13 protein-coding genes are annotated in these 18,692 nt (G+C 60.8%); 7 read left to right on the top strand and 6 right to left on the bottom strand.

The features are described 5' to 3' along the window. Positions 1 to 59: 59 nt before the first annotated feature. Genes ACM530_RS27110 through ACM530_RS27095 form a run of 4 tightly spaced genes read left to right on the top strand, consistent with a single transcriptional unit; the run spans position 60 to position 5,326 of the window. Positions 60 to 1,403, top strand: a complete 1,344-nt coding sequence (locus ACM530_RS27110) for a 3-oxoacyl-ACP reductase (RefSeq protein ID WP_416363638.1) — start codon at positions 60 to 62, stop codon at positions 1,401 to 1,403. Positions 1,404 to 1,406: 3 nt separating this feature from the next. Next, on the top strand, positions 1,407 to 2,297 hold the full coding sequence (locus ACM530_RS27105; protein ID WP_416363637.1) for a MaoC family dehydratase: 891 nt from the start codon (positions 1,407 to 1,409) through the stop codon (positions 2,295 to 2,297). Continuing rightward, the gene (locus tag ACM530_RS27100; protein ID WP_416363636.1) at positions 2,294 to 3,592 is read left to right on the top strand and encodes an acetyl-CoA C-acetyltransferase; all 1,299 of its coding nucleotides are present in this window, start codon (positions 2,294 to 2,296) and stop codon (positions 3,590 to 3,592) included. The genes ACM530_RS27105 and ACM530_RS27100 overlap by 4 nt, the downstream gene beginning before the upstream one ends. A gap of 30 nt (positions 3,593 to 3,622) precedes the next feature. Further along, positions 3,623 to 5,326, top strand: a complete 1,704-nt coding sequence (locus ACM530_RS27095; RefSeq protein WP_404488008.1) for an AMP-binding protein — start codon at positions 3,623 to 3,625, stop codon at positions 5,324 to 5,326. A 448-nt stretch (positions 5,327 to 5,774) separates the two neighbouring features. Here the strand turns inward: ACM530_RS27095 and ACM530_RS27090 are convergent, their stop codons facing one another. From ACM530_RS27090 to ACM530_RS27070, 5 genes are all read right to left on the bottom strand, one after another. After that, positions 5,775 to 6,752, bottom strand: coding sequence for a 2-hydroxyacid dehydrogenase (locus tag ACM530_RS27090; RefSeq protein ID WP_262206574.1), 978 nt, complete (start codon positions 6,750 to 6,752; stop codon positions 5,775 to 5,777). After that, the gene (locus tag ACM530_RS27085) at positions 6,749 to 8,047 is read right to left on the bottom strand and encodes an MFS transporter (protein ID WP_106577856.1); all 1,299 of its coding nucleotides are present in this window, start codon (positions 8,045 to 8,047) and stop codon (positions 6,749 to 6,751) included. Before ACM530_RS27085 ends, ACM530_RS27090 begins: the two co-directional genes overlap by 4 nt. A gap of 45 nt (positions 8,048 to 8,092) precedes the next feature. Beyond that, positions 8,093 to 9,034: a sugar kinase gene (locus ACM530_RS27080; RefSeq protein WP_262206573.1), complete on the bottom strand. Its 942-nt coding sequence runs from the start codon at positions 9,032 to 9,034 to the stop codon at positions 8,093 to 8,095. Continuing rightward, positions 9,027 to 9,809 carry a sugar phosphate isomerase/epimerase family protein gene (locus ACM530_RS27075; RefSeq protein ID WP_416363635.1) on the bottom strand — a complete coding sequence of 261 codons (783 nt, stop codon included), beginning with the start codon at positions 9,807 to 9,809 and terminating at the stop codon, positions 9,027 to 9,029. The genes ACM530_RS27080 and ACM530_RS27075 overlap by 8 nt, the downstream gene beginning before the upstream one ends. Positions 9,810 to 9,895: 86 nt before the next feature. Further along, complete coding sequence (locus tag ACM530_RS27070; protein ID WP_347341001.1) at positions 9,896 to 10,954, bottom strand: LacI family DNA-binding transcriptional regulator; 1,059 nt, start codon at positions 10,952 to 10,954, stop codon at positions 9,896 to 9,898. Positions 10,955 to 11,323: 369 nt separating this feature from the next. On the opposite strand from ACM530_RS27070, the gene ACM530_RS27065 reads away from it, so the two are divergent. The 3 genes from ACM530_RS27065 to ACM530_RS27055 all read left to right on the top strand — a co-directional run bounded on the left by ACM530_RS27065 (position 11,324) and on the right by ACM530_RS27055 (position 17,931). Next, positions 11,324 to 13,189: a hypothetical protein gene (locus ACM530_RS27065; protein ID WP_416363634.1), complete on the top strand. Its 1,866-nt coding sequence runs from the start codon at positions 11,324 to 11,326 to the stop codon at positions 13,187 to 13,189. Positions 13,190 to 13,321: 132 nt separating this feature from the next. Next, the gene (locus ACM530_RS27060; protein WP_416363633.1) at positions 13,322 to 15,397 is read left to right on the top strand and encodes a hypothetical protein; all 2,076 of its coding nucleotides are present in this window, start codon (positions 13,322 to 13,324) and stop codon (positions 15,395 to 15,397) included. Positions 15,398 to 15,648: 251 nt separating this feature from the next. Beyond that, positions 15,649 to 17,931: an autotransporter outer membrane beta-barrel domain-containing protein gene (locus tag ACM530_RS27055; protein ID WP_416363632.1), complete on the top strand. Its 2,283-nt coding sequence runs from the start codon at positions 15,649 to 15,651 to the stop codon at positions 17,929 to 17,931. A gap of 72 nt (positions 17,932 to 18,003) precedes the next feature. On the opposite strand, the gene ACM530_RS27050 is transcribed toward ACM530_RS27055, so the two are convergent. Then, positions 18,004 to 18,645, bottom strand: a complete 642-nt coding sequence (locus ACM530_RS27050) for a DUF1345 domain-containing protein (RefSeq protein ID WP_106577860.1) — start codon at positions 18,643 to 18,645, stop codon at positions 18,004 to 18,006. Between the last annotated feature and the right edge of the window lie 47 nt (positions 18,646 to 18,692).

Here is an 18,692-nt window from a genome sequence, read left to right as displayed (position 1 = left end):
CCAGCTCCCACCGGCATCGGGTTTATAAAGCCAGTGTGTGTTGTGAGTGAATGCTTACTATGAGTGACAGCTACCTTTCCTTCGTCAACTCCCCTTGGGGCCGGCGCCTCGCCCGGGCCATCGGCCTGCCGCAGCCGTTGCCGTTGCAGCGCCATCGCAGCGGCCAGCAGGGCCTGGTCAACCCGGTCATCGTCGCCGGGGCAGGGCGGTTATCCACGCAGGTGCAACAGATTTTTGCCGCCACCGACACCGTCGCGGCCACGCCGGCGACGCTCCGGGCGCCGTCCACGGTCAAGGTGCAGGGCGCGGTGTTCGATGCCACGGCGGTGCTCGATTTGCAGCAGCTCGACGAGCTCTATGTCTTCTTCCACGCCAACGCCAAGCGCCTCAGTCAGCATGGCCGCGTGGTGGTGCTCGGCACTGCGCCCGAACATTGCCGGGACTTGCCCCAGGCCATCGCCCAACGCGCCCTCGAAGGCCTGGTGCGCTCACTGGCCAAGGAGCTGCGCCGGGCGATCACCGTGCAATTGATCTATGTCGCGCCGGGCGCCGAAGACGCCCTGGACAGCAGCCTGCGGTTTTTTCTGTCGCGCCGTTCGGCCTATGTGTCCGGGCAGGTCGTGCGCCTGCAAAAACCGGTGGATGGCGAGGTTGCCGTCAACTGGGATAAGCCGTTTGTTGGGCGCCGCGCATTGGTCACCGGCGCGTCGCGTGGGATTGGTCTGGCCATCGCCCAGGTGCTGGCCCGCGACGGCGCCCACGTGGTGTGTGTGGACGTGCCCCAAGCCCATGCAGCGCTGCAGCAGGCCGCCGCCAGTGTCAACGGTTCGGCCTTGCCGCTGGACATCACCGCAGCCGACGCGGCCGCGCTGTTGCAGGCACATGTCGAACAGTACGGTGCTTTTGATGTGGTGGTGCACAACGCCGGGATCACCCGTGACAAGACCATTGCCAAAATGACCGAGGCGGCCTGGCGCAGTGTGCTGGCAGTCAACCTGGAAGCGCCGTTGCAGTTGAGCAATGCGTTGCTGCACCACCAGGGGTTGAGCCCGGGCGGGCGGATTGTGTGCGTGTCGTCGATCTCTGGCATTGCCGGCAACCTGGGGCAGAGCAATTACGCCACCTCCAAGGCCGGTGTGATTGGCTTGGTGCACGGCCTGGCACCGTTGGCGGCAGCGCAGCAGGTCACGGTCAACGCCGTTGCGCCCGGTTTTATCGAGACACAGATGACCGCCAGGATTCCACTGATGATCCGCGAGGCGGGGCGGCGCATGAACTCGATGTCCCAAGGCGGGCAACCAATTGATGTGGCCGAGACCATTGCCTGGCTGGCGCACCCGGCGTCCGGCGGGGTCAACGGCCAAGTCGTACGCGTGTGCGGCCAAAGCCTGCTGGGAGCCTGAGCCATGGACTACGTGACGCAAATCATCGACCCGCCACCGTCGCGCACCCAGTTGTTGCTCGATGGCGTGCGCGCGCTGCGCAAACCCAAGCTTGAGGGTGCGCCGTTGCTGCCCAGGGAATGCCTGGTGCGTTCGGCGGTGGCGCTGTCGGCCAGCGCTATCGCCGCGTATGGCCACGCCTGTGGTTTCCGGCGCGAGCAGGGCGTGCCGCTGTCCTATCCGCACGTGCTGGCGTTCCCGTTGCACCTGATGCTGCTGACACGGCCGAGCTTTCCGTATCCGGCCAGCGGCATGGTGCACCTGGCCAATCGGATTCATCAGCACCAGCGTTTGCACGAAGGCCAGGCGTTGCGCCTGGAAGTAGGTTGCGAGCGCTGGGTGGCGCACCCCAAAGGCCAGGCGCTGATTATCGCCACGCGGGCCTACGGCGCCGACGCGCTGGTGTGGCAGAGCGACAGCCTGTACCTGCGCCGTGACGTGAAAGACCCGGTCGGCGAACCGTGGGAAGACGTGCTGACGTTGCAGGAAGACGGGCTGTTGCGCAGCCAGCGCTGGGCAGTGCCGGCCGACCTGGGCCGACGTTTTGCCAAGGTGTCGGGGGACTTCAACCCGATTCACACCTCGGTGATCGGCGCCAGAATCTTTGGCTTTCGCCGCGCCATCGCCCACGGCATGTGGACCCTGGGCCGCGCACTTGCCGCTCAGCAACCGCCGGGCGGCCTGGAACACGCCCAGGCGCATTGCGACTTCAAACTGCCGATCTTCCTGCCCGGCCAGGTCACCCTGTGGAATCGCCCCGTTACCGGCCCGCGCCGTGAGTTCGAAGTGCGCAATGCGGCGGGCGATAAACCGCATATGCGTGGGCTTTTTGTCTGGAATGAGAACCGTCAATGAGTGACTACAGCTTCAACCCGGCCCCGACTCGCCGCGTGGCGATTATCGGCGGCAACCGTATCCCGTTTGCCCGCTCCAACAGCGTGTATGCCCACGACAGCAATCAGGACTTGCTGGTTGCCGCCCTGCAAGGCCTGGTTGACCGCTACAACCTGCATGGCCAGCGCCTGGGCGAGTTTGCCGCGGGGGCGGTGATCAAGCATTCGCGCGATTTCAACCTGGCGCGCGAGTCGCTGCTGTCGACCACATTGTCGCCCGAAACCCCTGCGTACGACGTGCAACAAGCCTGCGGCACGGGCCTTGAAGCGGCGTTGCTGGTGGCGAATAAAATCGCCCTGGGCCAGATCGACGTCGGCATTGCCGGCGGTAGCGACACCACCTCGGACGCGCCCATCGGCATCAACGAATCCCTGCGCCACACCTTGCTCACGGCCAACCGCGCCAAGGGCATGGGCGATAAGCTCAAGGCGTTGCTGAAGGTGCGCCCGTCGATGTTGTTCAAGCCGTTGCTGCCGCGCAATGGCGAGCCACGCACCGGCCTGTCGATGGGTGAGCACTGTGAAGAAATGGCCAAGCGCTGGCAGATCAAGCGGCTGGCCCAGGATGAGTTGACCCTGACCAGCCACCAGCGCCTGGACGCCGCTTACACCCGTGGTTTTTTCGACGATCTGATCAGCCCTTATCGCGGCCTTGCGCGCGACAACAACCTGCGGGCTGACACCAGCCTTGCGAAACTCGCCGGGCTATCCCCCGCCTACGACCGTCAGAACGGTACGCTCACGGCGGGCAATTCCACGCCGCTGACCGATGGCGCTTCGGTGGTGCTGTTGGCCAGTGAGGCCTGGGCTGCCAAACACGGCTTGCCGGTGCTGGCCTACCTGCGTACCGGCGAAACAGCGGCGGTGAATTTTGTCGATGGCACCGAAGGCCTGTTGATGGCCCCGGCCTATGCCGTTCCACGCATGCTCAAGCGTGAGGGCCTGAGCTTTGCCGACGTTGACTTCTTCGAGATTCACGAAGCGTTTGCCGCCCAGGTGCTGTGCACGCTCAAGGCCTGGGAAGACGCCGATTACTGCCGTGAGCGCCTGGGACTGGACGCACCGCTGGGCGCCATCGACCGCAGCAAAATGAACGTCAACGGTGGTTCGCTTGGCTGTGGCCACCCGTTCGCCGCGACCGGTGGCCGGCAGTTGGCGGCACTGGCCAAAACCATCCATGACAATGGTGGCGGGCGCGGCTTGATTTCGATCTGCGCGGCGGGCGGGCTGGGTGTTACGGCCATCGTCGAAAAGTAGTGCGATAAAAACAACAACAAGGAGACTGCCATGAACGCTGTAAGCCTGGAACGTACCGAACGGATCTGGTTGAACGCTTACCTGCCCGGCGTGCCGGCGGACATCGAGGCCGGTATCGAGGACTACCCGTCGCTGCGCGAGGTGTTCCTTGAACACCTGGAGAAATTTCGCGAGCGCGTCGCTTACGTCAGCATCGGCACCGAAATGACCTATGCCGACTGGCGGGTGCAAGGCATCGCGTTTGCCGCGTGGCTGCAGGGTCAGGGCGTGAAAAAGGGCGACCGCGTGGCCTTGATGATGCCCAACTGCTTGCAGTACCCGATCTGCCTGTTGGGCACCATCCTGGCCGGCGCGGTGGTGGTCAACGTCAACCCGCTGTACACCTCCCATGAGCTCAAGCATCTGCTCAAGGACAGCGGCGCCGAAACCGTGGTGATCTTCGAAAACTTCGCCCACACCCTGGAAAAGGTCGTGGCCGGCAGCAGCGTCAAGCGCGTGGTGGTGGCGGCCATTGGCGACTTGCTGGGCACCTTCAAGGGCGCGGCGATGAATTTCATCTTGCGCCGTGTGCAAAAGCAGGTGCCCGGTTTTAACCTGCCCGGCGCGGTGCGCTTCAATCGGGTGCTGAAACAGGGGCGGGCGCTGAATCACTTCCCGGTGGCCATGAACCTCGACGACCTAGCCTTTTTGCAATACACCGGCGGCACCACCGGGGACGCCAAGGGTGTGATGCTCAGCCACCGCAATATCATCGCCAACCTGTTGCAGGCCAAGGCCTGGGTCGGCGACCAACTGGACCAGGACCAGCAGGAAACCAACGTCACCTTGCTGCCGCTGTACCACATCTTTTCGCTGACGGTGAACTGCCTGATGTTCATGTGCCTGGGCGGGCGCAACATCCTGATCGCCAACCCGCGTGATGTGAAACGCGTGCAGATGATCCTGCGCAAGGAGCGCTTCAACGGCATTGCCGGGGTCAACACGCTGTTTAATGGCTTGCTCGAAAACAAAGCGTTCTGCGCGCGCGACTTTTCCGCCCTGCGCCTGGTGATCGCCGGCGGCATGGCCACGCACACGGCGGTGGCCAAGCGCTGGAAAGAAGTCACCGGGCTGCCGATCATCGAGGGCTATGGCCTTACCGAGTGCTCGCCGGTGGTGAGCATCAGCCCGATCAATATCGCCCGCATGCGCGAGATGGAGTTCACCGGCAGCATTGGCGTGCCGTTGCCCTCGACCTGGGTGCGTTTTATCCGCGAGGACGGTGAACTGGCCGACACCGGTGAGCAAGGCGAACTGCAAGTGCGCGGGCCGCAGGTGATGCAGGGTTACTGGAAGCGCCCCAAGGAAACCGCCGAGGTGCTGGATGCCGAGGGCTGGCTGTCGACCGGTGATATCGGCGTGATGGACGAGCGCGGCTATATCCGCCTGGTGGACCGCAAGAAAGACATGATTCTGGTCTCGGGCTTCAATGTGTACCCGAATGAAATCGAAGACGTGGTGGCCATGCACCCGGGCGTGGGTGAGGTGGCGGCGGTCGGCGTGGAAGATGGCGTCACTGGCGAAAGGGTGAAGATCATCGTGGTGCGCAAGGACCCGAACCTCACGCAGGAGCAGATCCTCGCCCATTGCCGCGAATACCTGACGGGTTACAAAGTGCCGCGGTATGTGGAGTTCCGCACCGCCGAGCTGCCCAAGACCACCGTCGGCAAAGTGCTGCGCCGGGCCTTGCGCTGATTTGAATGTGTCGGTGATCCAAATGTGGGAGCGGGTTTACACAGCAAGCTACGTTGGATGAACACGGTCAATGTGGGAGCGGGTTTGCCCGCGAATGCAGTGTGTCGGATTGCACATGCGGCACTGACCCACCGCCATCGCGAGCAAGCCCGCTCCCACAGGGATTGGGTTTACACAGCAAGCTAGGTTGGATGAACACGGTCAATGTGGGAGCGGGCTTGCCCGCGAATGCAGTGTGTCAGTTTGCACATTTGGCACTGACCCACCGCTTTCGCGGGCAAGCCCGCTCCCACCTTTTAAAGTGCAGTGCACCATGTAGCGGGTGTACTCGGTCACATGTGGGAGCTGGCTTGCCTGCGAAGGCATCCACTGGGTACACCTGATGTACCGAGGGGGCTGCATCGCAGGCAAGCCAGCTCCCACTTTGGGTCTGTGCAAGTCTCAGGAATCAGTGTTTCCAGGCAGCCGGGTTCACCAGGTTTTTCGGGCGGTCGCCGGCCAGCGCCGCCAGCAGGTTGTCCACCGCACATTTAGCCATCGCTTCGCGTGTTTCATGGGTCGCCGAGCCGATGTGCGGCGTGGCCACCACATTGTTCAAGCGCAATAGGGGCGAGTCGTGGTTCAACGGCTCACGCTCGAACACGTCCAGGCCCGCTGCCCGAATCGTGCGTTGCTGCAGCGCCTGAACCAGCGCCGCCTCGTCCACCACTTTGCCGCGCGAGATGTTGATAAAGATCGTCTCCGGGCCCATCAGTGCAAACTCTTCAGCGCCGATCAGCTTCTCGGTTTCGGCGGTCAGCGGCAAGGTCAGGCAGACAAAGTCGGCTTCCTTGAGCAAATCCACCAGGCTGCGGTACTGCGCGCCAAAGCGCTCCTCCACCAACGGCTTGGGCGAGTGGCTGTGGTAGATCACCGGCATGCCAAAACCAAAGTGCCCGCGTTGGGCCAAGGCTTCGCCGATGCGGCCCATGCCGATGATGCCGAGGGTTTTGCCATGCACGTCGGTGCCGAAATGGGACGGGCCGATGTTCTTGCTCCATTGGCCGGCCCGCACCATGTCGGCCAGCTCCACCACCCGGCGCGCCGTGGCCAGGATCAGCGCAAAACCGGTATCGGCGGTGGTTTCGGTGAGCACGTCCGGCGTGTTGCTGAGCAGGATGCCGCGTTGGGTCAGGTAGTCGATGTCGTAGTTGTCGACACCCACCGAGACGCTGGCCACCGCTTCAAGGTGTGGCGCCAGGTCGAGCAGCTTGGCGTCCAGGCGCAGGCTGGCACCCAGCAGGCCCTGGGCGCGGGGCAAGGCCTCGCGCAGCTTGGCCAGGCCGGGTTCGTCGAGGGCTTCGATCAGCGTGACGTCGGCCTGCTCATGCAGGCGGGCCATCAAGGGCGCAGAGAGTTTCTTGTATAAAACGACAGACTTTTTCATCGGGTTTTCACCTTCAATCCAAGGGTCGGCATCGGCGCGCGTTCACGGTCGCTGGCGCCGGGCTTGAGGAAAATCGTCAGCACCACCGACAGCATCAGCGCACCGCTCATCAGCAGGTACGAAGCGCCAGGCGAACCGGTGGTGCTGTTGAGGTAACCCACCAGGTACGAACCGCCGAACGAGCCCAGCGCGCCCATGCTGTTGATCAGCGCCATGGCGCCGCCGGCGACGTTGGCCGGCAGGATCTCCGGCACGATGGCAAAGAACGGCCCGTAGGGCGCATACATGCAGGCGCCGGCGATGACCAGCAGGCTGTAGGACCACCAGAAGTGTTCGGCGCCCAACGCGTAGGAGGCGTAGAACGCAATGGAGGCAATCAGCAGGGGTGGCCACACAAAGCGTTTACGTTTTTGCAGTTTGTCCGAGCCCCAGGACACCGCGAGCATGCCGATCACCGCCGCCAGGTAAGGCAACGCTGACAGCCAGCCGGCTTCGACCATGTCCATTTGCAGGCCGGCCTTGAGGATCGACGGCAGCCACAGCACAAAGCCGTAAACGCCGATGCTCCAGCAGAAAAACTGCAGCGCCAGGATGATCACTTTGGGCGAGCGGAAGGCCTCGGCGTAGTTCTTCACCGCCTTGATCCCGACTTGCTCGGCGGCCAGCGCGCTTTCCAGGTCTTTTTTGTGCTGCTCACTCAGCCACTTGGCGTCGGCGGGTTTTTCATCCGCCAGCTTCCACCAGATAAACGCCCAGATCACCGCCGGTATGCCTTCGATGATAAACATCCAGCGCCAGCTGAAATGCTGCACCAGATAGCCCGACACCACTGACATCCACAGCATGGTCACCGGGTTGCCGAGGATCAGGAAGGTATTGGCGCGCGAGCGTTCGGCCCGCGTGAACCAGTGGCACAGGTACACCAGCATCGCCGGCATCACGGCGGCTTCGACCACCCCGAGCATGAAGCGAATGGCGATCAGCATGTAGGCGTTGGACACCACGCCGGTCAGGGTGGCAAGGCCGCCCCAGAGGATCAGGCTGACAAAAATCAGCTTTTTAACGCTGCGCTTTTGCGCGTAGATCGCCCCCGGCACCTGGAAGAAAAAGTAGCCGAGGAAGAACAGCGCGCCCAGCAGCGAGGACATGCCGGGGGTGATCATCAGGTCTTCGGCCATCCCGGAGGCGGCGGCGAAGCCGTAGTTGGCGCGGTCCAGGTACGCCAGGCTGTAGGTGATAAACACGATAGGCATGATGTACCACCAGCGGCGGGTGGCGAGTTTCAAGGTATCCATGGAGTTGCTCCTGAGCTTGTTGTAGTTGTGGCAACAGGGTGTAAGTCATGCAACGGATCGAGTGGGTAACTCCGCACGGGTGGGCAAACCTTCCATGTCGCCGCGGCTCTGCACGGCGCGGCTGCCGATCCAGTTGCCGCGCTGTACCGCTTCGGGGAAGCTGAGATTTTCCAACAGGGCGCTGATCATGCCGACGGCAAAACCATCGCCGGCGCCGACGGTGTCGACGACTTTTTCCACCGGCACGGCGGCAACGAAGCCCTGGTCCATCTGGGTGCGGTAATAGGCGCCGTCCGGCCCAAGCTTGATGGCCACGGCCTCGGCGCCCTGGTCGAGGTAGAACGCGGCGATGTCGGCCGGGTCTTCAAAGCCTGTGAGCAAGCGACCTTCGCTCAAACCCGGCAAGACCCAATCCGCCATGGCGGCAAGGGCGTTGATTTCGGCGATCATCTGCGCCTGGCTGGCCCATAACGATGGGCGCAGGTTGGGGTCGAACGACACGCTGTGCCCGGCTTTGCGCATCTGTGTCATCAACTCGCGGGACAGCTCACGGGTGGCCTCGGACAACGCAGGCGGAATGCCGGTGGCGTGCAGGTGACGCGCCTGCAGCAGCGTGGGGCTGATGGCGGCGATGGACAGGTGGCTGGCCGCCGAGCCTTTGCGGAAGTATTCCACTTGAGGGTCTGCGCCGGCCTCTTCGCGAGACTTGAACTGAAAGCCGGTGGGGTGCAGGGGATCGACCGCCACATGCCGGCAATCCAGGCCTTCCTTTTTGAGCGTGTCGACCACAAAACGCCCGAGGGAATCATTCCCCACCCGGCTCAGCCAGGCCACATTGAACCCCAGGCGCGACAGGCCAATGGCGACATTGCTGTCGGCGCCGGCAATGCGTTTGTGGAACTGAGCCACCTGGGCCAGATCGCCGGTCTGCTCGGCGACAAACATCGCCATGGTTTCACCAAACGACAGGATATCGATCTCAGACATGGGCATTCTCCGCACGCGGTTGGCCAAGGACGGCGAGGGCGGCGACCTGTTGCGCGGTGACCTCGATCAGGTCATCGCCCTGCAACGGGAATTCCACGGCCCGGGTAATACCTTGAGTCATATGCTTGAGCAGTTGTTCCCACAGATGCAGGTCGGTGGCGCCGGGCGGCAGGGCCACCAGCTTGCCATCCTGGCGCCGGGCCACGGCCTTGCAGTGCAGGTAATCCACGTGACGACCGAGCAAACGTGCCGCGGTGAGGGCGGACTGGTCCTGCCATTGCCAGTTGCCGATGTCGAACGTCATCTTGACGGGCAGGCCCAGGCGCTCGACCTCGGTGAAGAACCGCTGCATAGGCTCTATCCGTCCGCCGTGCAGGGTCTGGTCGTTTTCCACCAGCAGTTGCACCGGGTGCCGGTTGAGCAGGGCGTGCAGGCTTTGCAGGTCGTTGGTGTCGGTGAAGTAGCCGAGGGAGACTTTCAGCCAGCGCGCGCCGAATGCCTGGGCGCGGTCGAGGGTGTCATTCAGCTCGGGGTTGGGCTGGGCGCGGCCGGCGACCCACAGTTCCAGCGGCGAGGAGTACACCGATTCCAGGCCATGCGCGGCCGCAGCCTGGGCCAGTGTGGCCGGGTGTTCGGTGGTCAGCAGTTCTTCACGCCATTCGATGCGTTGGGCGCCGGCAGCGCTCAGCACGTCGACAAAACTCAGTTGGCCCTGTTGGCGAACGAGCTCGGCGCCGTAGCTGGAAAGGCTGATGGAGACGGGGTATTTGTGCATTGTTGTTTACCTCTGAAACCGGTTTCATTTTTATACGCAAAACAATATGGGAGCGGGCTTGCCGGCGATGGCGGTGTGTCAGGCGACTACGGCTTCGCCTGGTAAACCGTCATCGCAGGCAAGCCAGCTCCCACAAGGGATTGTGTGGAACCACGGATGATTAATTCCGGCAAAAAATCCAGGGTGCGCGTCGGCGCGTCATCGCCGCGCAGGCGTTTGAGCAGGCAGTCGAAGGCACTGGCGCCGATCGCTTCAGTAGGCTGGGCGAGGGCGGTAATGCCATTGCCCACCAGCGGGTACCAGTCCAGATCATCCAGGGCGATCAGGCCGACATCCTCAAACAGCCGGCAGCCTGAAGCCTTGAGCGCACGGGTACAGGCCAGCGCGGCAATACCGTTGGCGCAGAACAGCGCTTTCGGGCCGGGCGTGGCAAGGAAGGCTTGCAAGCGGCTTTGCAGCGCGTCGTCCAGTTCCAGTACCGCGCCGGTCAGCCCTGGGCGGCTGGCGATCTCGGCCTTGAAACTGGCCTGGCGCTCCAGGCGTGAACTGGTGCCATCGGCAGCTTCGCTGACCAGCAACACGTCGCGATAACCCTGCTGTTGCAAATGTTCGACGGCGATGCGCACCGCTGCGGCGTTGTCCAGCCCCACCAGGTCGCTGTGCAATGGCTCGACCTTGCGGTCCACCAGCACCAGCGGCATTTCCTGCTGCAGTTGCAGCAGTTGGTCAAGGTGATGGCCGAGGGTGTTCACGATCAGCCCTTCGATGTTGTACGAGCGCAGGGCTGCCAAATGCTGGCGCTCCTGCTCGTCATCGCGGTCGGTGTTGCACACCACCAGGCTGTAGCCGTGCTTGCGGCAGGCGGTTTCGACGCCATGCATCACGGCAATGGAATAGGGGTTGCGGATATCGGCCACCAGCATGCCGATCAAGCGTGTGCGCCCACGTTTCAAACCACGGGCCATCTGGTTGGGGCGGTAGCCAAGTTCGCTGATGGCCTGTTCGATACGCTGCGCAATGGCGTCGGAGAGCAGGGCCCGGTCATCACCGATAAAACGCGACACGCTGGCTTTGGACACACCGGCGCGCTCGGCAACGTCAAGCATGGTCACGCGGCTGCGCTGGGCGGCGGAAAATGGAGTCACGATTACGGGCCTTTCTTATTGGAGTTAGCCGTTTCACCGCCTGAGACAGGCTCTGAAACCGGTTTCATAAAATGCCAGGCGGCGCCTTTCGTCAAGGAATATTTAGAAATAGACGCGTGCACAACGCTGAAAAAAAAACGACGAGTGGATGGGCCTACCTGTTAGTTCTGACAGTATCCGTGCGCAGGCTTTAGGCGTTTAATTTTTCCATGGCAGGCGCGAAGACCTTGCTCTCGTGACTCGCCGTGCTGAAACTTTTCCTGAGGCCGGAACATGTCAACTATCCGAAAGCCCTACACGCGTTCCCGGCCTTTAACCAAACTGGCTGTCATTGGCGACGGCTTGGATCCCGTTACGGTCCCAGGTGTTGTGACCACCGACGGCAGAGGGGTTGTGCCGCTTCAACTGCTGCTCAGCCCGTTGAAGGTGCGTATCCCCGCCTGGGAGCCGATGCCAACGCCTGCTGTCCCGGGTGACCCGGCAGATCCGGTGCATACGTGTGAACTTTGGTGGGAGAGCGATGATGGCATCAGGCTTCTCGACCGGTTCCTGATCGGGCCGCCACCACCGGATATTCCGGCGTTTTTTGAGCGTGAAATCAGCATGCTCAACCTGCGCAGCCGCACTCGAATTGCACGCCTTTACTACACCGTCCGCAACGTCGGCGGGCAGAGCACCAGTATGCCAGTGACGATCACGATCGACCTGGAACCGCCAAAATTGATCGCCCCGACGGACATGGCACGCTTTGTCGTGCCGCCAGAGCCGGCGATCAACGCCCAGTATTTGACCGACAATCAGCCCACGGCTTTTTACATTCCGGTCTACAACATCGGGGCGCCCAATGACCGTATTGAATTCTTTTTATCCAATTCGCCCGCGCCGCCGTTGAAGCTGGCGGACGGTGGCTCGCTGGTAAATTTCAGCACCACGCCACCCACGGCAACCTTGAACTCAGATGCGTTTCGCGACCTGAACAATGGCCCTGGGTACCTGTTCTATCGAATTTATGACGAGGCCGGCAATTTCAGCACGTTGAGCAGCGGGCTGCCTTTTGTGCTGTCCCTGGGGCTGCCCGCGCCGAGCATTCGTCCTCCGATCTACAACGATGAGTTGATCAAGCGCAATGACGCACGCGTGGATGAAGGCGGCGGGGTGTTCGTGCGCATAGACAGCTACCCGGGCTGGTCCGCCGCGGCCAGGCATGAAGTGATTGTGTATTGGGATGACCGGCCAACCACGCGCCGCCTGGTGACGCAATTGCCATTCGACGTGGACATCCCCTGGACGGTACTCAGGGGGCCGAGTCCGGTTCTGGCGGCACAGACCGTAGCGGTGCGCTACGAAATCTTCGGGCTCAACCCTTTGCCGACGTCGTTCAAGTCGCTTTCCGTCAATGTGAACCTGACGATCGCCGGCCAGGATCACGCCAATGCACCGGCATTGCTGAACCCGACATTGGCGCCGGTGGAAATTGTGGGCCGCACAGGCACCAACACACTGGTTGATGCGGACCGAGGTTACCCCGTGCGCGTGCGAGTGCGGCTGTTTGATACGCCCCGTGTGGGGGACTCGATGAGCCTGTACTGGAACGGGGTGGGCCCGGTGGCCACCTATGCTGTGAGCGCCGCTGATAGTGCCGGTAGCTGGGTGTTTTTCAGCGATGTGCCGTGGTCCGTGATCAGTGGCGGCACTGGCGCGGTGTACGCGGTGCATTACACCACCACGAACGGCTTTAACGAACAACGCTCCCCCGTGACCAATGTGAATACCCAGCTTGTCCCACTGCCTGCACCGGTTATACAGCACACGCTGACTAATGGTTACTTGACCTGCAGTTCGCAAACCAACCCGGTTAACGGCGTGCCCTGGTCAATGTTGAAAGATGGCGTGCGATGGTTAATAACGCCCAACCCCGCGTTACGGGTGGGCGACATGATCAAGTTTGTGTGGCAAGGCTTCAATGAGAATAACTGGAGCACATTAAATACAAGCGTTGTCGTCACTCGGTCACTGTTATGGGAGCCCGCACATACAGTCGCCGGTGCAGTTATTGTTCTGGATTCGTTTGATATGACGCTGCTGCCGGTGCGCAAGTACGGATCGGCGACCGGCAGTTATGAAGTATGGCGTGAGGGTGTGAAAGTTGGCGAGTCACTCCCGGGGCGAGTCAGGGTTGATTTGACCTACGGTACAGGGCGGTATTGTTCTGCGAATGGAATCGTGTCGGGTTGAATCATCGGTGTGTGTCATGTGTGCATTAGGTATTTGGCTTTTTACGGTAAGGCTTCGTGGTGGATAAACAAAGTTTATTCACTTGGCGAAGCGCATTTTGGTCTTAGCGGTTTAACTGTCCGGAGCAAGATAATGGAACTTACAAACAGACAAATCATAGATGCTTTTGTACCTAGGGCGCCCTCCGATTACACGCCCGAAAGATTTCAACTTGGCGTGTTTGCTGACCAAGTGATTGGATACACGGGGTTGCTGACGCGTGCGGCTTCAAAAGGACAGTCCACCAATTTGAATATTCCCCTGTGGGACGGCGCAAGTACCGACCCTGCGGCGATGGATGTATTAACTGTCGAGATTGCTCCGTACCTGGATCTGAGTGGTTTGGATGTAGAGGCCGAAGATGCCTATTTCGGCTCCAGCAGCACCCGGTTTCAACGCCGATTGACAAGTCAACCCGATCCAGTGCCGGTGGCAATACCGCAAGCCTATCGTCCCCCTGGTGTGTATTTGGTCAGGTACCGGGTGCTCATCGCCGACTCGGGCGTCGATAACTTTTCAGTCCCGCAGCTGCTGGTCGTCGACGAGACGTCTCCCTACGACCGCCCCCGCGTCAATCCGCCGGAACCCTCGCTGCCGGTGGGCTTGGTCGGGCCTCTGGACCTTGCCTATATTCAGAGTCAGCCAAACCAGACGGCGCTGTTTCCGATTCCCTATGATGCGCAAAACGGGTTATCCGATGGCGATTACGTCGAAATGTTTTTCGGCTCTTCGGATAAGCCTTACGCGTTTGCGCCGCCTAACCCGGAAACAAAATTCCGGATTGATCCGGCTGTGCCCCTGACGCTTCCGTTGCCGGCGAGTGTTGTCGCGGCTGAGCGCAGGGGCAACTACAGTATGCGCTACCGCCTGTTTGACGTGGCCGGCAACCCCTCCGAGCTCTCGTACAGCCTGGATCTGGCAGACTTGGCACAGGCGCCATTGCCCACCGAGTTTTCTGCGCCAACGGTTGAACTGGCAGTGCCCGGCGACGGCCTGATTGACCGTGCTGATGTGGTGTCGGGAGGCGGCGTGCGAGTGCTGGTTCCCAGCTACACGAATGCGCTGCGCCCCACCGATGAAATCGTCGTTACGCTGAGCTCAGCGTTCGCCTCAATTCCGGTCACGGTGGCGCTGGGCACTACTGCATTCCCGGTGCCAGCTCTGTTCACTGCGGCCAATGTGGATACGCTGTACGGGCCTCAAACCCCCGGCAAGAACCGGGTGCCTGTGACGGCTTCGTACGTCGTGCGTCGCGGCGCAACCACCTATCCGACGCCGCCTTTGGAAACACCGTTCGATCTTGACCTGTCTATCGTTGGGCCTGTGGGGCCGGTGATCGTGGGGCCTGGGAACTTGAATCCCAACCTGTCGCCAGTGGTGGTCCAGGCGATGCGCGCCGGGGGCACATTCGGGCCTGATAACCATCTGGAGGCTGATGACGTAAATCTGGCAGCAAGGGCTCGGATCCCATTGTGGACGACGCCCGCATTGCCCGCCGACTCACTGCCGTTCACAGTGACCTTGAATTATGGTGGCCGTCTGCAAGCGCAGAATGTCGTGACCCTGCCTGCCAGTGGGTTCGTGGATTTCACCATTCCCTTCAGTGACATCAGAAACTTGGGCGGCCCTACGCAGTTGGCGTCTTACACCATCACGTCGGCGGCCAGTGCAAACCCGAGTGTGTCGGTCAATACAACGGTGATCGTCGACTCTGTCATTTTGCGAATGGAAGCGCCGAGAGTCCTTAATAATACCGGTACGCTGAACTGCGACACGCTGAGGCCGATTAACAGTGGCAGACTGGTCATTCATATTCCAGGCTCGGATTATTTGAGCGCGGGGCAACTTATAAACGTGACGTTCGTCGGGTTCCAGAATAATACCCAGACACCACCGTCCGTGGTCACCGAGTCTCGAACTTTTACAGTGCCCGACGCCTCGGCTGCCAGTATTGGATGGGACCTTACATTTGACGTAAGTTCTACGGTCTTGTTTAACCCGATCAACGCCAACCGCTCGTTGTTGACCCAAGGTTCGGCAACAGTAACCTTTGATACTCAATATCTGGGGCAAACAGTGCCTTCGCTTCCCGCCAATTATCGTGTGCGGGGTTTCCGTCCTGGCACGGGAAGTTCCAACTATTGCGCCGGCGGCGTGGTGCCCGCTTAGTTTTAAATACAGGGGTAGTTACCAAAGAGGGGCGGCATCCTCTTTGGTACTCCCAACTTTGTATTGATTCCTTTAAAGGCGCAGAGGGCGCCATAGCCCCACAGCAGCTGTTGATTTTTATCAGATTGATTGGGAGAAATCCTACAGATTTTAAGCGAGTGCTCGTCAATCATGGCGCCGCTTAATGGGCTGGGTCCCACCAGATTTGGAACCCGCCCTATTGTTTCGTGCAGGAACTAGAGGTTCATTATATGTCGGCAGTATTTAACTTCAAACCAACACCCTTGAGCCTTGCGTTGTCAGCCCCGGCCGTCACGTTAATGTTCCTGGTGGCTCCCACTGCGCACGCGCAAACCCAAGTCATTTTGCCCAATACGTCGATATCGGCCGCTACGCCGCTTGATAACTATGTGCTGTCTGGCGGATCAAGCTTGATTGCGCACGGTGCGACGACCCGGCAGATTCAAATGGTTAACGCCGGTTTGACGCTGGAGCCGGGCAGCAAAACGTTAGATATCGAAGCCCGACTGCAATCGAAAGTGGTCGTTGATAACTCCCAGGTGACGGCGCGCCCCACGATCACCCAGGCCATTTCGGTCGCGGGTAACAGCAGTGCATTAATCACCAATAACAGTACGGTCACCAATGCCACGGGTTGGGGGGTGAGTGTCACCCGAACGACAGGCGGCACGGATGGTTCGTCCCTCACGGTAAAAGACAGCAGTGTTATCGGTGCAACTCGCGGTATTTCCGCCGCCGGCTACGGCACGGTGAACCTGGACAATGCCCGCGTCGACGCTACGGCTGCGACAGGTATAGGTTTGGTACTTCTTAATGCCGATGCTGTGGCGCGCAATAACAGCCTTATTACTGGCGGGGTGAACGGCGTCAATATGCGCATGGAGGGGGATCTGACGCGGACCAACTCCTTGATCCTGGATAATTCCGTGGTTCAGGGCAAAAGCGGCTCAGCCATCCTGGTCAATCCGCCGCTCACCAACAGCACCAAGGCTGATATCCAGGTTCTCAACGGTTCGAACCTGCTCAGCGGTAATGGTGTGCTGCTTCAAGTGGACAATAACTCCAGCGCCAACCTGTTCGTCGACAACAGCCAGTTGATCGGCGACGTGGTCATTGGCGCGGGCAGCACGGGCATGGTGCAACTCAACAACAATGCCTCGCTCACTGGCCAGTTGCGCAATGTCGAGCAACTCGATGTCAACAGCAATGCCCAGTGGGTGCTGGTGGGTGACAGTCAGGTCAATACCCTGAAAATGGGCGGCGGCAACGTAGTCTTTGGCGCCCCGGGCCAATTCTTTCAACTGAACACCAATAACCTGACCGGTAACGGCACGTTCAAAATGCACACCAACTTCAACACCGGCGAGACCGACCTGTTGAATGTCAATGGCAACGCCGAAGGCAATCACCAACTGTTGATTGGCGCCAGTGGCTCGGAGTTGGCCACCGGTGAGGCCATCAAAGTGGTACACACCGAAAGCGGCGGCGCCAGGTTCGGGTTGGTGGGCGATACCGTCGATGTCGGCGCTTTCGAATATGGGCTCAAGCAGGAAGGCACCGACTGGTACCTGGACACCGAGAAAAAGGGCACCAGTACCAGCGCCAAAGCCGTGCTGGCATTGGCCAACGCTGCACCTGCGGTACTGGTGGGTGAGTCGAGCATTTTGCGCACCCGCATGGGCGAAGTCCGCTTTGGCCAGGGCAAGAGCCAGGGCCTGTGGATGCGCGGCTACGGCAACAAGATTGACGTGGCGGCCAACAGCAACGGCGTGGGCTACTCACAGAACCAGACCGGCCTGACCATTGGTGCCGATACGGCGCTGGATGCGGGTGATGGCCAGTGGACGCTGGGTGTCATGGGCGGTTACAGCAACTCAACCCTGGGCCTGAGCCGTGGCAGCAGCGGTATGGTCAACAGCTACTACCTGGGTACCTATGCAACCTGGCTGGATGAAGAAAGCGGCGTGTACGTCGACCTGGTGGGCAAGGTCAACAAACTCAAAGGCCAAAGCCAGGTCAACATGAGCGACGGCCAACGTGCCAAAGGCAAATACACGCAAGACGCGGTGAGCGCATCTGCCGAGGTGGGCAGAAACATCAAGCTTGATGATGAGGGCCTGTATGTTGAACCGTTTGCCCAGTTGTCCATCGCCGCCATTGGCGGCGCCAACTACACCATGGACAACGGCCTGAAGGCAAAGAGCGATCGTGCCACGTCAGCCATCGGCAAAGTGGGGGTTACCCTGGGCAAAAATGTCCAGCTGGACAGCGGCAGCATTCTGCAGCCGTACCTGCGCACGGCGGCGGCGCGTGATTTCAGCCCGGACAACCGGGTGTACATCAACGATCAGAGGTTTAATAACAACCTCTCGGGCGCGAGCATCGAGGTCGCGGGCGGCATGGCTGTTTCGTTGTCGAAAAACCTTAGCCTGCATGCCGAAGTCAGTCACAGCAAAGGCAAGGCGTACGACATGCCTTGGGGCGCAACTGCAGGGTTGCAGTACGCCTTCTAAAGTACGTGTGCACGTGGATAGGGGAAGCGTTGGCTTCCCCTTTTTTTCGCCCGTCTGATCAGCGCGCTGGGCCTAACTGAACAAGCCTGCGGCAATGTTGATCGAAAAACCCAGAATCGCCGTATTGAACAAAAAACCGATCAACGACTGGCCCAGCACCACTTTGCGCAGACCGCGCGTGGCCACGCCCACATCGGCTGTTTGCACCGCCACGCCGATGGTGAACGAGAAGTACAGGAAGTCCCAATAGTTGGGGTTGCGCAAGCCTTCGGCAAAACGCAATGCCGGCTCCTCGCCCTCCCAGGTGTAGAAAAGGCGCGCGTAGTGCACGCTGAAAATCACCCCGGTCAACAACCATGAGCCGACCACGGTCATGCCGGTAAAGCCGTAGTGCAGCAGGCGCGCTGTGCTGTCGAGGTCTTTGCTGCCCACCAGGTTCACCGTGATGGTCGCAAGGCTGGCAATTGCCGCGATGCACACCATGAACAGCACCAGCCCGGCGTTTTCGTCTTCAATCTCGGCGATGCGTTTTACGTCGTCGGCGCGAGCACGGGTCGCCAGCCACAGCATCAGCAGCAGGTAGGTCCAGACGCCGGCGTTCCAGCCGATGAGGATTTTGCTGATCAGCGTATCGGCAGGCGCCAGAATGCCCACGGCAAGGCCGAGTACGGCGGCGGATGAAAGGCGAGGGTGGGTGCGGGCGAGGAAGGCCATAGGTGCTCACAACAAGAGAGGTTGTGAGCACCATAGCGCATTTTCGG

It is taken from the genome of Pseudomonas sp. NFX183 (assembly GCF_047943075.1).
In the GTDB taxonomy this organism is placed as follows: Bacteria; Pseudomonadota; Gammaproteobacteria; order Pseudomonadales; family Pseudomonadaceae; genus Aquipseudomonas.
Note: the sequence above shows the minus strand (reverse complement) of the source record. Positions and strands in the feature narration are given on the sequence as shown.